This is a genomic window from Bacillales bacterium, from assembly GCA_035700025.1.
In the GTDB taxonomy this organism is placed as follows: domain Bacteria; phylum Bacillota; class Bacilli; order Bacillales; family DASSOY01; genus DASSOY01.
Genome location: DASSOY010000019.1, coordinates 1 through 16,401, shown reverse-complemented (window position 1 = coordinate 16,401; position 16,401 = coordinate 1). Strand labels below are relative to the sequence as shown.

At 49.3% G+C, this 16,401-nt stretch carries 21 protein-coding genes; 15 read left to right on the top strand and 6 right to left on the bottom strand.

Features of this window, described 5'->3' with window-relative positions:
• The first annotated feature begins 2 nt into the window (after positions 1-2).
• Positions 3-830, top strand: coding sequence for an ABC transporter ATP-binding protein (locus tag VFK44_03575; protein ID HET7627449.1), 828 nt, complete (start codon positions 3-5; stop codon positions 828-830).
• Positions 793-1,551: an IucA/IucC family C-terminal-domain containing protein gene (locus VFK44_03570; GenBank protein HET7627448.1), complete on the top strand. Its 759-nt coding sequence runs from the start codon at positions 793-795 to the stop codon at positions 1,549-1,551. The genes VFK44_03575 and VFK44_03570 overlap by 38 nt, the downstream gene beginning before the upstream one ends.
• On the opposite strand, the gene arsC is transcribed toward VFK44_03570, so the two are convergent.
• From arsC to VFK44_03550, 4 genes are all read right to left on the bottom strand, one after another.
• A complete protein-coding gene (gene arsC / locus VFK44_03565) occupies positions 1,548-1,958 on the bottom strand; it encodes an arsenate reductase (thioredoxin) (protein HET7627447.1) in 411 nt (136 codons plus the stop codon). The genes VFK44_03570 and arsC overlap by 4 nt on opposite strands.
• Before the next feature lie 243 nt (positions 1,959-2,201).
• Positions 2,202-3,500 (bottom strand): arsenic transporter, encoded by a 1,299-nt coding sequence (locus VFK44_03560; protein ID HET7627446.1) that lies wholly within the window; start codon positions 3,498-3,500, stop codon positions 2,202-2,204.
• A 12-nt stretch (positions 3,501-3,512) separates the two neighbouring features.
• A complete protein-coding gene (locus VFK44_03555) occupies positions 3,513-3,857 on the bottom strand; it encodes a metalloregulator ArsR/SmtB family transcription factor (protein HET7627445.1) in 345 nt (114 codons plus the stop codon).
• A gap of 66 nt (positions 3,858-3,923) precedes the next feature.
• Positions 3,924-5,357 (bottom strand): L-lactate permease, encoded by a 1,434-nt coding sequence (locus VFK44_03550; GenBank protein HET7627444.1) that lies wholly within the window; start codon positions 5,355-5,357, stop codon positions 3,924-3,926.
• Positions 5,358-5,469: 112 nt separating this feature from the next.
• Between VFK44_03550 and VFK44_03545 the strand changes: the two genes are divergently transcribed.
• Complete coding sequence (locus VFK44_03545) at positions 5,470-6,012, top strand: XRE family transcriptional regulator (protein HET7627443.1); 543 nt, start codon at positions 5,470-5,472, stop codon at positions 6,010-6,012.
• Between the two features lie 124 nt (positions 6,013-6,136).
• Here VFK44_03545 and VFK44_03540 read toward each other — a convergent pair whose 3' ends face one another.
• Entirely contained in the window at positions 6,137-6,787 is a 651-nt protein-coding gene (locus VFK44_03540) for a type 1 glutamine amidotransferase domain-containing protein (protein ID HET7627442.1), read from the bottom strand.
• A 133-nt stretch (positions 6,788-6,920) separates the two neighbouring features.
• On the opposite strand from VFK44_03540, the gene VFK44_03535 reads away from it, so the two are divergent.
• The 12 genes from VFK44_03535 to VFK44_03480 all read left to right on the top strand — a co-directional run bounded on the left by VFK44_03535 (position 6,921) and on the right by VFK44_03480 (position 15,138).
• A complete protein-coding gene (locus VFK44_03535; protein HET7627441.1) occupies positions 6,921-7,763 on the top strand; it encodes an SPFH domain-containing protein in 843 nt (280 codons plus the stop codon).
• Positions 7,764-7,776: 13 nt separating this feature from the next.
• Entirely contained in the window at positions 7,777-7,953 is a 177-nt protein-coding gene (locus tag VFK44_03530; protein HET7627440.1) for a toxin-antitoxin system HicB family antitoxin, read from the top strand.
• 77 nt (positions 7,954-8,030) lie between these two features.
• On the top strand, positions 8,031-8,963 hold the full coding sequence (locus VFK44_03525; GenBank protein ID HET7627439.1) for an EamA family transporter: 933 nt from the start codon (positions 8,031-8,033) through the stop codon (positions 8,961-8,963).
• A 10-nt stretch (positions 8,964-8,973) separates the two neighbouring features.
• Positions 8,974-10,047, top strand: coding sequence for a class I fructose-bisphosphate aldolase (locus VFK44_03520; protein HET7627438.1), 1,074 nt, complete (start codon positions 8,974-8,976; stop codon positions 10,045-10,047).
• 69 nt (positions 10,048-10,116) lie between these two features.
• Positions 10,117-10,254, top strand: a complete 138-nt coding sequence (locus VFK44_03515) for a hypothetical protein (GenBank protein HET7627437.1) — start codon at positions 10,117-10,119, stop codon at positions 10,252-10,254.
• Positions 10,255-10,355: 101 nt separating this feature from the next.
• Positions 10,356-11,159, top strand: coding sequence for a peptidoglycan-binding protein (locus VFK44_03510; protein HET7627436.1), 804 nt, complete (start codon positions 10,356-10,358; stop codon positions 11,157-11,159).
• Between the two features lie 63 nt (positions 11,160-11,222).
• Positions 11,223-12,020, top strand: a complete 798-nt coding sequence (locus tag VFK44_03505) for a DUF4931 domain-containing protein (protein HET7627435.1) — start codon at positions 11,223-11,225, stop codon at positions 12,018-12,020.
• A gap of 149 nt (positions 12,021-12,169) precedes the next feature.
• Positions 12,170-12,871 carry an RNA polymerase sigma factor gene (locus VFK44_03500; GenBank protein ID HET7627434.1) on the top strand — a complete coding sequence of 234 codons (702 nt, stop codon included), beginning with the start codon at positions 12,170-12,172 and terminating at the stop codon, positions 12,869-12,871.
• 90 nt (positions 12,872-12,961) lie between these two features.
• Positions 12,962-13,330: a VOC family protein gene (locus VFK44_03495; protein ID HET7627433.1), complete on the top strand. Its 369-nt coding sequence runs from the start codon at positions 12,962-12,964 to the stop codon at positions 13,328-13,330.
• 12 nt (positions 13,331-13,342) lie between these two features.
• Positions 13,343-14,161, top strand: coding sequence for a VOC family protein (locus VFK44_03490; protein HET7627432.1), 819 nt, complete (start codon positions 13,343-13,345; stop codon positions 14,159-14,161).
• A 42-nt stretch (positions 14,162-14,203) separates the two neighbouring features.
• Positions 14,204-14,590: a VOC family protein gene (locus VFK44_03485; protein ID HET7627431.1), complete on the top strand. Its 387-nt coding sequence runs from the start codon at positions 14,204-14,206 to the stop codon at positions 14,588-14,590.
• Between the two features lie 149 nt (positions 14,591-14,739).
• Entirely contained in the window at positions 14,740-15,138 is a 399-nt protein-coding gene (locus tag VFK44_03480) for a VOC family protein (protein HET7627430.1), read from the top strand.
• A gap of 44 nt (positions 15,139-15,182) precedes the next feature.
• Here the strand turns inward: VFK44_03480 and VFK44_03475 are convergent, their stop codons facing one another.
• Positions 15,183-16,265: a PQQ-dependent sugar dehydrogenase gene (locus tag VFK44_03475; GenBank protein ID HET7627429.1), complete on the bottom strand. Its 1,083-nt coding sequence runs from the start codon at positions 16,263-16,265 to the stop codon at positions 15,183-15,185.
• Positions 16,266-16,401 lie beyond the last annotated feature (136 nt).

Sequence of the window (16,401 nt, the reverse complement as noted above, 5' to 3'; positions counted from 1 at the left end):
TCGTGGGAGTGCTTGAAGCAAGAGCTTTATCGGTCGCTTACGGCGATGTGCCGGTGCTCGACGGCTTGAATCTCGACGTGCCGGAAGGGAAAATCACCGTGTTCATTGGAAAAAACGGCTGCGGGAAATCAACGTTGTTGTCGACGTTTGCGCGCATGTTGAAGCCTTCGAGCGGCGAAGTATTATTAAACGGAAAAAAAATCAGCACGCGGCGCACGAAGCAGATCGCTCGTGAGTTGGCTGTACTTCCGCAAGGACCGACGGCTCCGGAAGGTCTCACGGTTTTGCAGCTCGTCAAACAAGGCCGCTACCCGTACCAAAGCTGGCTTAAGCAATGGTCGGATGCCGACGAGGCGGCTGTTCGAAAGGCGTTGGACGTGACGGGTTTGGCAGAACTGGCCGATCGGCCGGTTGAGGCGTTATCCGGCGGCCAGCGCCAGCGGGCATGGGTGGCCATGGTACTTGCCCAGGATACGGAAACCATTTTATTGGATGAACCGACGACATACCTTGATATGTCCCATCAAGTGGAAATACTTGATTTGCTGTTTGACTTGAACAAAAAAGAAGGTCGAACGATCGTAATGGTGCTGCATGATTTGAACTTGGCTTGCCGTTATGCGGATCATCTTGTGGCCGTCAACGATCGGACCGTTTATGCAGAAGGCGCTCCCGAAGAAATCATGAGCGAAGCGTTGGTAAAAGCGATATTCGGTTTGGATGTCAAAATCGCCTCAGATCCGATTTTCGGCACCCCGATGTGCATTCCGTACGGGAAAGGAAGAAAGCTTCATGCTCGCGACAAAGCACCGGTGCTTCTTGGAACATGAAGAAAAGGAAAAATTGATTTGCGATTTCCGATTTGCGCCTGAACACGCAAAGACGATGTTCGCTGGCAGCGACTTGTTGTCGACGGCAAAGCTGGAGAAAGTCCTCACTGAAATCGGTCATTTGCTCCATTCGCCGTCCATGCTTGTAACGGCCTCACAATTTTCAAAGCGATACAGCTTTGCTGCTGCAGCTCCAGTTTTATATGCGATGACGATTTTCGATCAAGGCTTGGACGTTCGCGCAGACAATTGCCGGCTGGCTTCTTCAGTAAATACGGAAAAATGGCTGCCGCGGTTGCAGCTCGACGAGGAAACCTCCTTGCCGCTGGCCGGGCAGGAACGCTCTTTATGGAGAAAACGGGTGCTGCAAGGGGTATTCAAAGAAAACTTGACGAAGGTCAATGCAGTATTGGCTGAACTGACTGCGATTCCCGAGGCGATTTTATGGGAAAACACCGCTGTTTACGTGTTTTGGCTCTATGAACAGCGTATGAAGCAAGCCGACACGCCGCAGCGAGCGGAGATCAAAGCTGATTTCCGCTATCTCGTACAAGAAGATGACGGGGAAGCCTTCGGCCTGTCCGCCAATCCGCTCAAAGGCCTTTACGACCGCGAAACGGTCGACGGCCTGCGCGTGCGCCAAACTTGCTGCCTCTACTACCAGCTCCCCGGCGCCGGCTTTTGCTCCACATGCCGCAAATGCTGGCGCACCGAGCCTTAGGCGCCAGCCTCCTCGCGCGCAAAGCGCTCAACCCGCGCCGCGATTTCGTCGCGTACGCGACGAAACACTTCGATGCCGCCGGCTTTCGCCGGATCCTCCATGCCCCAGTGCAGCCGCTTGACGCCTGACGGCGTCAATGGGCAGCGTTCTTCGGCATCGCCGCAAAGCGTGATCACGTACGCCGCTTTTGACAACAATCCCGGATCAATCGTTTCCGATTGCTGTCCGGAAATGTCCACGCCTGCTTCACGCATCACTTCGACCGCTTTCGGATTCAGCCCGTGCGCCTCTATGCCCGCTGATCGTACTTCGTAACGATCACCGAGGTATTTTTTTCCGAATCCTTCCGCCATTTGGCTGCGGCAAGAGTTTCCCGTGCAAAGAAAATAGATGATTGGTTTCGTCATTAATATTCTCCTTCTCATTGTTCCGTTCCGGTGAAATCGCTCACCAGAAGGCTTATTTTCCTTATAAATCCCGTTTCTAGATGAAATCGCTCATGAGGAACGTTATTTACTGAAATCACGTGCATTTCAGCCCCCATTTTTACTTTACAAGAGGAATAGCGATTTCAGTGAGCGATTTTATAAAAAATCAGCTCATTTGAGTAAAATAACGTCTGTCATGAGCGATTCCGGCGCCGATGTCCGTCAGCCGACGATGAGCAGCCAAACATACAGACCGCACAGTGTCATGAACAGCGTCGGGATCGTCAGAATGACACCGACTTTGAAATAGTAGCCCCAGCTGATTTTCACCCCTTTTTGCGCCAAAACGTGAAGCCACAACAACGTGGCGAGCGAGCCGATCGGCGTGATTTTCGGGCCGAGGTCGGAGCCGATCACGTTTGCGTAGACGAGCGCTTCTTTCATGAGTCCGGCGGCATCGGTTTGGTTGATGGCGAGCGCGTCGATCATGACCGTCGGCATGTTGTTCATGATCGAAGAGAGAATGGCAGCAATGAATCCCATCGCGACGGTTCCGGCAAATAAGCCGCCGTCAGCAGCTCTTTCAATGACCCGAGCCAACAAGGACGTCAGTCCGACGTTTTGCAGCCCGTAAACGACGACATACATACCGACCGAGAAGAAAACGATTGCCCACGGTGCGCCGGCCAACACTTTTTTTATCGAAACCGCGGGACTTTGCCTTGCCATCCAAAGGAAAAAGATCGACACGATGCCGGATACGACGGAAACGGGCAAATGGAAAAATTCACTCGCAAAATAGCCGGCCATCAACACCGCCAGTACGAACCAGGATAGGCGAAACATTTTGCGGTCTTTCAATGCTTTGCTCGGTGCCGGCAGTTGTGACTTATCATACGAATGCGGAATGCGTTTTTTGAAAAAAAGATACAAAACGAACAGGCTGGCCGCCAAGGAAACGAGGTCGACGACGATCATCCGTGAGGCATACGCGCCAAAACCAATGTTGAAATAATCCGCGGAAACGATGTTGACGAGATTGCTGATCACCAGCGGAAGCGAGGTCGTATCGGCTATAAAACCGCTCGCCATAATGAACGGGAGAATCAAGGCTTCTTTTAATTTTAAAGAACGAATCATCGCTAAAACGATCGGCGTCAAAATCAACGCAGCCCCGTCATTTGAAAAAAAAGCGGCCACAAACGCTCCGAGCAGCGTGATATAGACAAACATTTTCCGGCCGTTCCCTTTGGCCAGCCGCGCCATGTGCAAAGCTGCCCACTCGAAAAACCCGATCTCGTCGAGCACTAAAGAAATAATAATGATGGCGATAAACGTAAGCGTCGCATCCCAAACGATCCCGGTTACGGTAAAAACGTCGTGAAAGCTCACGATGCCGGCGAGCAGAGCGAGTGCGGCACCTCCACAGGCCGTCCAACCGATGCCAAGTCCCTTCGGCTGCCAAATCACAAGAATTAAAGTGGCAATAAAAATTGCCGAAGCCAGTATTGCAGAATCCAAGTCCAAATCCTCCTAATCGCAGCAAGAAATCCGCAAGCGTGCGGCTTTCAGTTGATTCAATCGTTCATTTTGGTCAGGCACATGAGCAAGCAGCGCGTCGACAACCGGAAACATTGGATGCTCGCGGTTCAAGGAATAGAAATTCCAATGCTTGTTGCGCCGTTCTTGAACAAGACCAGCATCCCTGAGTTTACGCAAATGCTGGCTGACAGCCGGTTGGCTCATGCTAAAGATTTCAACGAGTTCGCACACACAGCACTCCTCTTCGGCGAACAGCGCGACCATCGCAAGCCTTGTTTTATCCCCGAGCAGTTTCATCAAAGCGGCAGTTCCTTCGATAGTTGCCTCCAAGCTCATTCCCCCCGTTCATTCAACCTGCATTTCATTATATAAGTGTTTGCTTATTTAAGCGAGGGATGAGATTCACAAGACCCAAAACCAACAAGCGGCGGAAGCAGCGATCAAAATTAATGCACCTGCCGTGATCCCAATCATTCTAAGAAGCAAGTGATTGGAAGACGATTCGAGTCCGCACACGGACTGGGCCAATAAAATACGAGAAGGTGACGACATCGTTGCATGAGACGCTCCGGTATTTTGAACAGAAGCGAGTAATTCCGGCGGTATGTGTACATGCTTGGCTGTTTGCACTTGAAACGGCATGAAAATGGCGTTGGCACTCGTGTTGCTTGCCGTCAAAAACCCGCCTAACCCAGCGACAAAAGGAGCAACGAGTAAATATGCTGGACCGAAAAGCGTTGCAGTTGCCTCAGCAATAGAACGGGTCATTCCTGCAGCAGTCATTACTTCAGCCATTGAAACGAAAGCGATTGTCGCAATCGTGAACGGCCGCCATTTTTGAAAAGAAGCGATGACTGCTGCTCGCATATCCTTCCGGTTCAGTTTAAAAAACACTATCGAGCCCGCGCACGTCAGAAACAACCAGAATCCAGGTGCATACAACGGCGCAAAGGCAAAATCATAATTCGGCAAATGAATTGCAGCATACGATTGAAGAAACTTTTTTATTGGATCAAAAAGCCTCGTGCACACAATTGTACCTGTCAGAAAGAAATACGGACTCATCACCTGTAAAAGAGAACGGTTTGCCTTTAAAAAGAATAGTCCTAGGCATGTTGTGATTAGCGCGCTCAATGCACCGGCAAGTTCAACACTCACGTATCTATTAAAAAAGACGATCGATCCGCCAAAAATAACAGAAAACAACGCGATTTTCTGCCAATGTTGGTTCACGGCTTGCCTGCCGCCAGCAATCCAAACGGCGACTGTTAAAAAATAGACGAAAACAGGAAGGCTTAACAAGGCGCTCCCAACGCCAAGTCGTTCCAATGGGAGATGCCCGAGTTTCGCTCCGATGAACGTTCCTGTCGCTAATGCTCCCCACGGAACGGCCATTAAGCTGACTAAACCGAGCATCGCAGCTTTCGATTTGCTGAATCCAAGTGCAGATAAGATCGGGGCAACGACGAGAAATGCCGTTCCAAAACCGCTCGTCGATTCGATCAGCGGAGAAATGCCGGTCACTAAAATGATCATTTGCGTCATTTTGCTTTGACTCGATGCGGTAAGAATTTCAGCCAATTTGCGGAGATTTCCCGATCGTTCCATGATTTCAAACAAAAGTACGCCAAAGAAGACAACGTAAGCAACGATGAGTGTGAAAAGTGCGCCTTTGACGGTCGCGTGCATGATTCCGGTTACAGGAAGTGCGTAAGCGGATGAGAAGACAACGATTCCGATCGCGAGACAATAAGTGAAAATTCCCGTACGTACAGGAGATTGTTTCAACAAGAACAGAAACACGAATATTGCAATCAATGGAAGCAAAGCGAGCATATGAAACCTCCTTATGGTGACAGTTATTCGTTTGCGTTGTATACTATAGTGGAATAATATCTACAAAAAATCAAGATAAAAATCCCCTATAGTGGATATAAGGAGTCCCATAATGGAATTTCATGAAAATGTTCGGAAAATGAGAAAGGCGAAAGGGTTGTCGCTTGAGGATTTAAGTGTAAAAAGCGGCGTTAGCCGCTCGATGCTTTCAAAAATTGAGCGCGGCGAAAAAAATCCGACGATTCACGTGGCCGCTCAAGTGGCTGAAGGGTTAGGCACGACGATTTCGCAGCTGCTTGAAGAGCAGGGCGATCGCGAAGTAACGATTGTCAAAAAAGAAGAGCGGTTCGTTTATCGGGATGAAGAATCAGGTTTTGAAAGGCACTTGTTGACGCCGTCCGATGAAATCGAGTTCATCTTAAATAAAATTCCTGAAGGCAAAGAAAGCGGTGTTTTTCCAGCGCATGCCAAAGGAGTAAAGGAATATATCACCGTTGAAAAAGGGAAACTGAGAGTGGAATTGGCTGCTGGAGGGTATGAATTGAACGAAGGAGATTCCATCGTTTTTGATGCGAACGTTACTCACCGTTTCATCAACAACGGTTCAGGTGAATGCCGCTATTATTTAGTGATTGATTCCCATGAAACATTTTAAATAAAAAAGAAGGAGATTCGACGCGGGCGTCGAATCTTTAAACCTCAAAGGAGGTGGTTGTGTATGCAAACAAACAATCACCCGGGGAGTCCGGGTAAATAGCACCCTAAAGGGGTGCTATTTTTTATGCCTCCAAAGCTTCAGCGACGGCAATAGCGGTGCTTTTGCTGGAAGGCGGGTTTTGGCCGGTAATAAGATTGCCGTCGCGCTCGACGTGATCGGCAAATTTCTCGCCGCCTACGAAGTTCGCGCCTTGATCGCGTAAGCGCGATTCGAGCAGAAACGGCATCGCATCTTCTAACCCGGTTCCGCTTTCTTCTTCATTGGTAAACGCCGTGACGGTCTTTCCGGACACGAGCGGCGTGCCGTCAGACCATTTCACCTCGGTCAAACCTGCGGGACCGTGGCATACGGCGGCAACAATTTTACCATGCTCGTAATAATCCGCAAGCAAGCTTCTTAACGGATCATTCTCAGGAAAATCAAACATCGTTCCGTGACCGCCCGGCAGAAATACTGCCTCAAATTCGGACGGGTCCACAGCATCCAATTTTATCGTATCTTCCAAAAGCTTTTCTGCTTTCGGCCAATCGTCGGATGCGCTGTTCGGGTCAATGGGAACCTCGCCTCCGCTCGGACTTGCAACAGTCACCCCGTATCCTCGTTTCGTAAACACTTCATGTGGAACGGCGAATTCTTCGAGCCATAACCCGGTGTTCCGATCTTCGTCGATTTTTTGATGGTTGGTTACGACCATAAGTACGTTTTTTGCCATCGCAAACCCTCCTTATTCGTCCACTTCCCGTCTCAAGCGAATAAAAAACACAAAAAAAGGATTCCATTTTTATCAAAAAGTGATATCATAATGATATAAAATAAATATTGTTTTTACACAGGAGGTATGGGCCATGAAAGAGGTCAAGGCATGGCGGATGAACGGATTTATCGGTGTTTCTCTCATTGTATTGTCGCTTTTAATCGCGGGGTTGGGTTTCGTTAGCCATGCTGCTGTATTGGGAATATTATTCATTGTCGTTGCGGGGGTAATGGCTAGCGGGCTCACCATCGTGCAGCCGAACCAGTCCGTCGTGGTCATCTTTTTCGGTGATTACAAAGGGAGTATTCGAGAAAGCGGATTGTTTCTAACTTTGCCGCTGTCGCTTCGCAAGACGGTGACGCTGCGTGCCCGCAACTTCAACAGTCAACGGTTGAAAGTGAACGACGTTCAAGGGAATCCGATTGAAATCGCGGCGGTCATCGTGTTTAAAGTCGTCAATTCCGCGAAAGCCACATTTGATGTCGACAGTTATGAAAAATTTGTAGAGATTCAAAGCGAGACGGCGATTCGCCACATTGCATCGCGGTATCCGTATGATACGTTCGAGGATGAACCGTTGACGCTTCGCGGCAACGCCTCGGAAGTTTCAAGAGAACTGGAGATTGAGTTGCAGGAGCGGTTGGATGTTGCGGGCGTTCATATCATTGAAGCCCGGTTGACGCATTTGGCGTATTCGACGGAAGTGGCGCAAGCGATGCTGCAACGGCAGCAAGCTGCAGCTATTGTGTCGGCGCGCCGCAAAATCGTTGAAGGTGCGGTGGGAATGGCGCAAATGGCGATTCAACAGTTGGAGGAAGACCATGTCGTCGAGCTTGATGAAGAGCGAAAAGTGAACATGGTGAACAATCTCATGGTGGCAATCGTGTCGGATAAAGGGACGCAGCCGGTCATCAACACGGGAAGCTTGTATTAAATGAGGGATTCCGATGGCAAAGAAAAAGAATTTCCCGCTTCGGATCGATCCTGATTTGTACGAAGTGTTGCAAAGATGGGCATCCGACGAGTTTCGCAGTGTCAACGGGCATTTGGAATTTCTGTTGCGGGAAGCGGCGAAAAAGGCGGGAAGACTGCCCGGCGGAAAACAAAAGAAAGCGGATGATTAAAGCGGGAGACGACCTCCCGCTTTTTTCTTTCGCATGCTACAATGAAAATCAAAAACAGGTTTGGAGAGAACACGTTGATGAAAAATAGCCGAAAAGTGAGAGGGTTTGTCATGGTGCTGCTCGCTGCATCGTTTTGGGGGTTGTCGGGGACGGTTGCGCAGCATTTGTTTACGGCGGGGAATTTTCAACCGGCGTGGCTCGTGACCGTTCGTTTGCTTGCCTCGGGACTGATCCTGCTCGTTTTGCAAGCGCGAAAGACGAATATTTTTACCATTTGGCGAAGACGGCCGGTTTCGTTGCTTTTGTTTGGGGTTTTCGGGATGCTGGCGGTTCAATATACTTACTTTGCGGCGATCGCAGCGAGTAACGCAGCGACAGCGACGTTATTGCAATATCTCGGACCGGCACTCCTGCTCGTTTATGTTTGTTTGCGTTTGAAGAAATTGCCCAAACCGAAAGAATGGACAGCGGTTTTGCTCGCCTTGTTCGGTACGTATTTGTTGCTGACCAACGGGATGCCGCAAAACTTGCAAGTTTCACCGGCTGCGGTTGCATGGGGACTCACCTCCGCGGCTGCCTTAGGATTTTACACATTGTTTCCCGGGAAACTTTTACAAGAGTGGGGTTCAGGTCTCGTTGTCGGCTGGGGCATGTTCATCGGCGGGTTTTTCATGAGTTTTGTTGCTCCGCCGTGGCACCTCGCCGGACAACAGTGGACGCTTTCATCGGTCGGCGCCGTTTTGTTCGTGATTGTGTTTGGGACGCTGCTCGCGTTTTTTCTCTATCTTGAAAGCTTGCATTACATTTTACCAATGGAAACGAGTTTGCTTGCCTGTGCGGAACCGCTGGTGGCAACGATTTCGGCGATTCTTTGGCTTGGCGTTTCTTTCGGCGCTGTACAGCTCGTCGGGGGAACTTTCATTGTTTTCACGGTTGTTTTGCTTTCCATGAAGGAAGGGAAAAGGAAAGGGAGACGAGGCGTTCGAGTGAAGGAATGGATGACATCATAAAAATAACGAGGTGATTGTTTTGATTGACAAAATTCAGGAGTATCTCGGAAATGAAGCGGAAGATTTGCTCTCGTATGAAAGCAAGACCATCGCGAAAGAGCAGTTGATTTTGCCATCGCCGGATTACTTGGACGAAGTGTTTTCCCAGACGGACCGCAACAATCAAGTTTTACGAAACTTACAAACGATGTACGGTCATGGCAGACTATCAAATACGGGTTATTTGTCCATTTTACCTGTCGATCAAGGCATTGAACATTCGGCCGGCGCGTCTTTTGCGAAAAATCCTGCCTATTTTGATCCGGAAAACATCGTGAAGCTTGCGATCGAAGGAGGTTGTAACGCGGTTGCCTCTACATACGGCGGGCTCGGTGCGGTCTCGCGGAAGTATGCGCACAAAATTCCTTTTATCGTGAAAATCAATCATAACGAGCTGCTCACTTATCCGAACAGTTACGATCAAATCATGTTCAGTGACATTAAGCAATGTTGGGAAATGGGGGCTGCCGGGGTTGGTGCGACGATTTATTTCGGCTCGGAGGAATCCAACCGGCAAATTCAAGAGGTAAGCGAAGCGTTTCAGTATGCGCATGAGCTCGGCATGTTCACGATTCTCTGGTGTTATTTACGAAATCCCGGCTTTAAAAAGGACGGCACCGACTACCATACGGCGGCCGACCTGACGAGCCAGGCGAACCATCTTGGCGTGACGATCGAAGCGGATATTATTAAGCAAAAGCTGCCAACGGTGAATGGCGGTTACAAGGCGTTGAATCAAGACGGCAGTTACGGGAAGTTCGACGAGCGGATGTACACGGAGCTCGCGACGGATCATCCGATTGACTTGACGCGTTACCAAGTAGCCAACGGCTATATGGGGCGGATCGGCTTGATTAATTCCGGCGGCGCCTCCGGGGATAACGATTTCGCCGACGCCGTGAAAACGGCGGTCATTAATAAGCGCGCCGGCGGAATGGGACTGATTTCCGGAAGGAAAGCGTTCCAGCGGCCGATGGCCGAAGGTGTGAAGCTGTTGAATGCGATACAGGACGTCTATTTATGTGACGAAGTCACGATCAGTTGATGCTTTTTTGTTGAAACACCCCAATTGAGGGTGTTTTTTTCTTTTGGCGGCAACCAGGGCGGTCGTTTCGTGAGTTATCCACAGAATTTCGGGTTGATTGGAGCGAAAAGCCGGTTGATTGGAGCGAAAAGCGGGTCGATTGGAGCGAAAAGCCGGCTGATTGGAGCGAAAAGCCGGTTGATTGGAGCAAACCCAGCCATCGTTTGAGGAAATCTTCTTTGCGGCCGAAAAGGAAGAGATTGCACCGAAAGTCCCTGTCGCAAACGCCAGAACCCCGTCGAACCTCCTGTTGTATGAGGAGGGAAAAGATGAAGAAGCTGGTTTCTGCATTATTCGTTGCAATTGCGGTTATGCTGATCGTTCCGGCCGTCTCGCACGCGGCTTTCGGGGACAGGCTGATGTACGAAGGGACGAGCGGCAAGGACGTGAAGATGCTGCAAAATTTGCTGCAAAGCAACCGCTATTTTCATTATCCGAAATCGACGGGCTATTACGGTCCGATCACAGAACAGGCGGTGAAAAATTTCCAGCGCGACCACGGTTTGAAGGTCGACGGGATTGCCGGTCCGCATACGCTTCATGCGTTGAAGTGGCTCGTGCGCGGCATGAACGGTGCTTCGGTAAAAAATTTGCAAGAGCAGCTGAAGGAACTCGGGTATTATCATTACACGGTGACAGGCTATTTCGGGTCGATTACGAAGGCTGCGGTTGAAAGGTTCCAAAGCGCAACAGGCTTGCTCGTCGACGGCATTGCCGGACCGCATACATTGGACGCGTTGCATAGCAGAGCCGGGAATCCGGTCAACGACGGGAATGACGACAGCGTAAGCATGTCAGTGGAAAGTACCGCATACACGGCCGATTGCCCGGGGTGTTCAGGGATGACGACGACAGGCGTCGATTTGAACAAATATCCCGACGCGAAAGTGGCGGCGGTCGATCCGATGGTCATTCCGCTCGGCTCAACGGTGAAGGTGCCCGGTTACGGAGCAGCACGAGCGGTGGACACCGGTTCGGCGATCAACGGGAAGGAAATCGATCTGTATTTCGATGACCGAACCGATGCACTGCAGTGGGGCAGGCACAATGAAACGGTGACCGTGGTGAAATAGCGAAAGCGGCGATTTCCAAAGGGGAATCGCCGTTTTCTTATGTGCTATAATTGGGGCAATCGAATGTACGAACAGGAGTATGGTGAACCGATGAAAACCGATACGATTCTTCGTTTTAATACGGAAATGGCTCGCGCGAAACCGAATAATGTTTTGCAGGGAAGAGACAGTGCTTGTCCGTTTTGCAGCCCGGAGAAGTTGTCGGAAATCTTGGATGCTCGCGTGGACGGCATAAGACTCGTAAAAAATAAATATCCGGTGTTGCAAGATGCGTTTCAAACGGTGTTGATCGAAACGGATGAGTGTGAAACCGATTTGACTCGCTATTCGTTGGCGCATTTATGTAAAGTGTTCCGGTTTGGGATGGAAAAATGGCTGGAAATGGAGCATCAAGGAACGTACGAATCGGTACTGTTCTTTAAAAATCAAGGACCGTTGTCGGGAGGATCGATCCGCCATCCGCACATGCAAATTATCGGCTTGAAAACTGTCGATTATCGAGACAATTTGGCAGAAGAATATTTTGAGGGACATGACATTCACTCATCGAACGGCGTGCAGTTGAACCTTTCCAAGAAACCGATGATTGGGTTTACGGAATTTAACGTCATTTTCAGTGATCTTAAGCAAATCGAGCAAGCAGCAGCGTATGTTCAGCAAACGGTGCATTACGTCTTGAATCATTTCAACGGCCGCGGCTGTTCGAGCTACAACTTGTTTTTCTACCATTGGCTCGGGAAATTTTTTATAAAAATTGTTCCCCGTTACGCCACGACGCCGCTCTATATCGGGTACGGCTTACGGCAAGTTTACGGCGATCCGGAGCGGCTGATCCGTGACATGCAAAAACGGTATTTCTAATCGCGTTTTACAATGATTGCCGCATTGTGAAAACAACGAAGGAGGAGCGGTTCCCTTCCGAGGGGCGTTCCTTTTTCTGGAAAATTATATGCTATAATTGCTATATGAGATACTGAAAAGTACGAACAAATAAATGAGGTGTCGTTGTTTTGACAAATGAAAATCGTGTGGAAAACGAATCGTTGATCGCCTCGCTGCACCCGGAGTTGTCGAAATATTGCCGCATGGTCGCCGGAACGCCCTGGGATGGGGAAGATCTCATGCAGGATACGTTGTTCAAAGCCTTCAACGCGAAAACTTCTCTGAAAGAACACCCCGCGCCGAAAGCCTACTTGTTTCGAATCGCTACCAACACTTGGATCGATCATTGCCGAAAAAATAAAAGACCGGTAGATACATATGAGGAAGAAAAAAATGCAGAAAGCGGGACGGAGTCCGAGTTTGAGGCGATTGAAGCCGTCGAATCGCTCGTGCATCGCTTGCCTCCGCGCCAAGTCGCGATTGTTTTATTAATCGATGTGTTTGGTTTTTCCGCACTAGACGCCGCGGACATGCTTGGGACAACGGAAGGCGCACTGAAAGCCGCCTTGCACCGGGCGAGAGCTGCGTTGCGTCGTGTCAAAAATCAAGAGGAGAAAGCACAAAAACGGTTGAAGTCGAAAAGCGCCGCGGAGCTTATTGATCTATTTTTGAAAGCGTTTCAACGTTTTGATCCGTCAGAAGTCATCCATGTTTACCACTCCTTGCAAGAACAGGGCATTGCCATCCAGAGAGTTGCTCATGGCCGGACACTCACCTTCCAGTTTCAGGACCCGGACGGCAATGTTTTTTCGGTCGTCGCCTCCGCGTAATTTTTTTTGAAAAAATTTTTAAAAGAACCGTATCTTTTTCGTTTCTTTGATCGTTGTTAGGGTGAAAACGATATTAAGGAGGGGTCAACAGTGTCTTTTGTGAAACGAATCGACACGGTGTTCGTACCTGTCACGAACCTGAAAAAATCGGAGAAATGGTATTTGGAATTGCTGCCGTTTAAAGTCACCTTCCGCAGTTCAGACGGCAAATATGTCGGGTTCAGGTTCAGGGATCACCATCCTTATCAAACCGGTCTTTGTATTTATAAAGCGGAAAAAATGGAGAAACCCGGGCATATGACTTTTAATTTCTTCACCGAGGATGTCGACGGATTCCACAACTTTTTAAAAGAAAGAGAGGTTGAAGTAACGGAAATTCACGAAGACGACGGGATGAGGTTCTTCGAATTTTACGATCCCGACGGCAATGAAATCGGTGCGGTCACTTTTCCGGAGTAAGGGGGAGATCAATTGGAACAAACGCAAAAAAGTCCTGTCCGGCCGTACATCGGTACGACATTCCTTCATGTTAAAGATTTAAGGAAATCAGCAGCTTTTTACAGTATGATGCTTGGACTTCCATTGCTGGAGGAACGCTTGAACGGCGGCCCGATATACTGGATGGAGCTTGAAGGCGGGACCGGCATGATCCTTGATGACAACAGCGTGAACAAGCAAGACCTGGACTGGGATGAAAGCAAACAACATTCATGCATGTTTTTGACGAGAGATATTGATGCGGCTTACGAACATGTGAAAAACCTGGGGGCGAAAATGGTGACGGAACGTGAAAATCCGCATCAAGGTTTGAAGTTTTTCCGTTTCCGCGATCTTGACGGCAATGTGTTCATGGTTACCGAAAGCGATTATCAAGGTGAGCCGATACCCGTCGACGAAAACCGTCGAAGTCCGATCAAAAACCGGATCAAAGCCGTTTTCGTCAATGTCACTGACATGGAAAACGCCGCAGAGTGGTACAGCAACCTTTTTGGCACGGATGCCGAACTGCTCGGCGATGGTCCGGTGCGCAATTTGAAAACCGAAGGCGGGGCTGAATTGCTTCTCGACAGCAACCGGTTTTTGCAGGGCGACGACTATAAAATTTTATTGATGCTTGACACCGATGATGTTGATCAAGCTTATCTGTATTTGAAGGAGAACGACGTCGAGATATTCAAAGAAATTCAGCGGTATGACGATGTTGCGTTCTTTTCCTTTAAAGATCCGGCAGGCAATGTTTTGATGGTGTGTCAGGAACTCACATGTGAAAGAACACAGAGTGAGGGTTGAAGACATCTAAGCATACAGAGGCGTGACAGGAGGGATGGAACCATGAAGGAATCAATGATTCAAGGGGTTTCTGACGTTTTTTTGCCGGTCAGCGATCTTGACCGTTCGATCGAATGGTACTCAACGATGCTCGGCTTGAACCTGCGTTTCAAGGATGATGAAAACAAATCGGCAGGCATGAATACGGGAAACGACATTGGATTATGCTTGGTTCAAGTTAAAAATCACAAGCCTCTGGCTTTTCCCGAAAATGACTTCCTAACCGAAATCACTTTTAACTTTCGAACGTCTGAAATCGATCGGCTGCATGAAACGTTGAAGGCAAATGGAGTCGAAACGACGGACATTTACGATTCGTTGGATTCTACTTTCAGATGCTTTACTTTTGAGGATTGTGACGGCAACAAACTCAATGCCGTGTCTGCTTGAAGTGGAGGTTTGAAGCTTACCCGATGGCATGGAGGGTTCTGTTTCAAGGATCCTGACGGAAATCTGCTCAGCGCTTGCAACATCGATCACGATTTGCTCATTTATTCGAAGAAAACGGAAGCAGCCACATCGAAATGGAGTGAGAGTTCATGTCTGAAACAATGCCTTTTGAAATAGCTTATATTCAAATCCCGGTGAAGGATCCGGAACGTTCGGCTGAATTTTATAAAAATGTTTTGGGAATGACTTGCTCATTTCCTTACAATCCGGAAGACCGGGCGGCGTTCCTGAAATTCGAAAACAACATTGCCCTCGGGCTCATTCAATCCGAAACAATTCCCGATTTGACGTTCCGCGATTCGTTCGGGGAGGTCAAGGCAGTCATTCAGTTTACGGTCGACAACATCGAAAGCTTTTACGAATCATTGAAAGCCCAAAATGTTCCGGTCGGCCCGATGACCTTCAAAGAGGGCGGCGGATACAACTTCACGGTCAAAGATCCGGACGGACATTTGTCCCACGTTTGGGGCGGCTGGCCGGAGAGTTGAGAGGGGCAAACGGCTTCGATCAATTTAAGGATCGAAGCCGTTCATCAAGGCAAATCGATTTTTAACAAACGGTCATCATGCGGGCCAGGGGTTCCGCGGCCGTCCGTATTGTTAGTAATGACGTACGCCGCGTCGCCTTCGATGAGGATGTCGCGCAGGCGGCCGGCGCCTTGAAACACGGCCTTTGAGGAATGATCGTGCAGGTCGAATTGGCGAATTTGTTCGCCGCGGAGTCCGGCGATGTACAACGCCCCGTCTTTATAAGCCAACCCGGAAGGCGCCCACGTAACGGATCCCGACTGGAACAGCGGTGAAACCATGCCTTCTTTTGTTTCGTCGCCGCGAATGACCGGCCAGCCGTAATTTTTACCCGGTTCAATCAAATTAATTTCATCGTGGGCGGACGGACCGTGTTCGGCTTCGAACATTTCTCCGTCTTCGCTCCATGCCAATCCTTGCGGATTTCGGTGGCCGTACGAATAAACATAAGAACCGGGGAACGGGTTCGTTTTCGGGATTGAGCCGTCCGTGTTCATGCGTAAAATTTTACCGGACAAGCTGTCGCGATCCTGGGCGTTTTCTTCGTCGGATGCATCGCCCGTTGTTGCATACAACTTGCCGTCCGGCCCGATTTCCAACCGTCCGCCGTTATGGATCGGTCCGCCGGGAATGTGATCAAGCAAGACATCTGTCTCGGTCCACTTGCCGCCCGTCCATTTGATCTTCACGATGCGGTTGAAAAGTTTGCCGGTCTCTTCGTAGGTATGATAAATATACGCGGTTCGAGAAGCTTCGAAATTGGGAGAAAGAACGAAACCGAGCAGTCCGCTTTCGCCGGTCTGGACAACATCTTTCGTCAAGTCGAGCGGCATTTCGTCCGTTTTTCCGTTTTCATCGATTTTTACGATTTTCCCCGGACGTTCGCTGATGTAAAAAATGTTTCCGTGTTTGGCAATGTTCCATGGTACGTCAAAATTTGTTGCCAGCACTTCCGCCTTGAAGCCGGAAGCAGAAGAAGGTTGTGCCGTATGCTTTCCGGTTTGCGGCTGCGGTTCTTCCCGCCAAGTGCAGCCGGCTGCCAATAGGACAAAGGCTAAGGCCGTCATGACAACTGCTGCTCGTCTCATCCGGACCCTCCTCTTGAGATGAACGTCTTCAACTGTTGGTTCTTTTTGTAAAATAATCCTCGAGTCCCATTGCGCAGACGTCGAAGTCGATCTTCAAGATGTCATACACCTCGTGCGTTTCTGGGATGTTGTTTTG

Coding starts and splice junctions, on each gene's coding strand:
- VFK44_03570 (HET7627448.1), top strand. CDS start 793: ATGCTCGCGACAAAGCACCGGTGCTTCTTGGAACATGAAGAAAAGGAA.
- arsC (HET7627447.1), bottom strand. CDS start 1,958: ATGACGAAACCAATCATCTATTTTCTTTGCACGGGAAACTCTTGCCGC.
- VFK44_03555 (HET7627445.1), bottom strand. CDS start 3,857: ATGAGCTTGGAGGCAACTATCGAAGGAACTGCCGCTTTGATGAAACTG.
- VFK44_03550 (HET7627444.1), bottom strand. CDS start 5,357: ATGCTCGCTTTGCTTCCATTGATTGCAATATTCGTGTTTCTGTTCTTG.
- VFK44_03545 (HET7627443.1), top strand. CDS start 5,470: ATGGAATTTCATGAAAATGTTCGGAAAATGAGAAAGGCGAAAGGGTTG.
- VFK44_03540 (HET7627442.1), bottom strand. CDS start 6,787: ATGGCAAAAAACGTACTTATGGTCGTAACCAACCATCAAAAAATCGAC.
- VFK44_03535 (HET7627441.1), top strand. CDS start 6,921: ATGAAAGAGGTCAAGGCATGGCGGATGAACGGATTTATCGGTGTTTCT.
- VFK44_03530 (HET7627440.1), top strand. CDS start 7,777: ATGGCAAAGAAAAAGAATTTCCCGCTTCGGATCGATCCTGATTTGTAC.
- VFK44_03525 (HET7627439.1), top strand. CDS start 8,031: ATGAAAAATAGCCGAAAAGTGAGAGGGTTTGTCATGGTGCTGCTCGCT.
- VFK44_03510 (HET7627436.1), top strand. CDS start 10,356: ATGAAGAAGCTGGTTTCTGCATTATTCGTTGCAATTGCGGTTATGCTG.
- VFK44_03505 (HET7627435.1), top strand. CDS start 11,223: ATGTACGAACAGGAGTATGGTGAACCGATGAAAACCGATACGATTCTT.
- VFK44_03485 (HET7627431.1), top strand. CDS start 14,204: ATGAAGGAATCAATGATTCAAGGGGTTTCTGACGTTTTTTTGCCGGTC.
- VFK44_03480 (HET7627430.1), top strand. CDS start 14,740: ATGTCTGAAACAATGCCTTTTGAAATAGCTTATATTCAAATCCCGGTG.
- VFK44_03475 (HET7627429.1), bottom strand. CDS start 16,265: ATGAGACGAGCAGCAGTTGTCATGACGGCCTTAGCCTTTGTCCTATTG.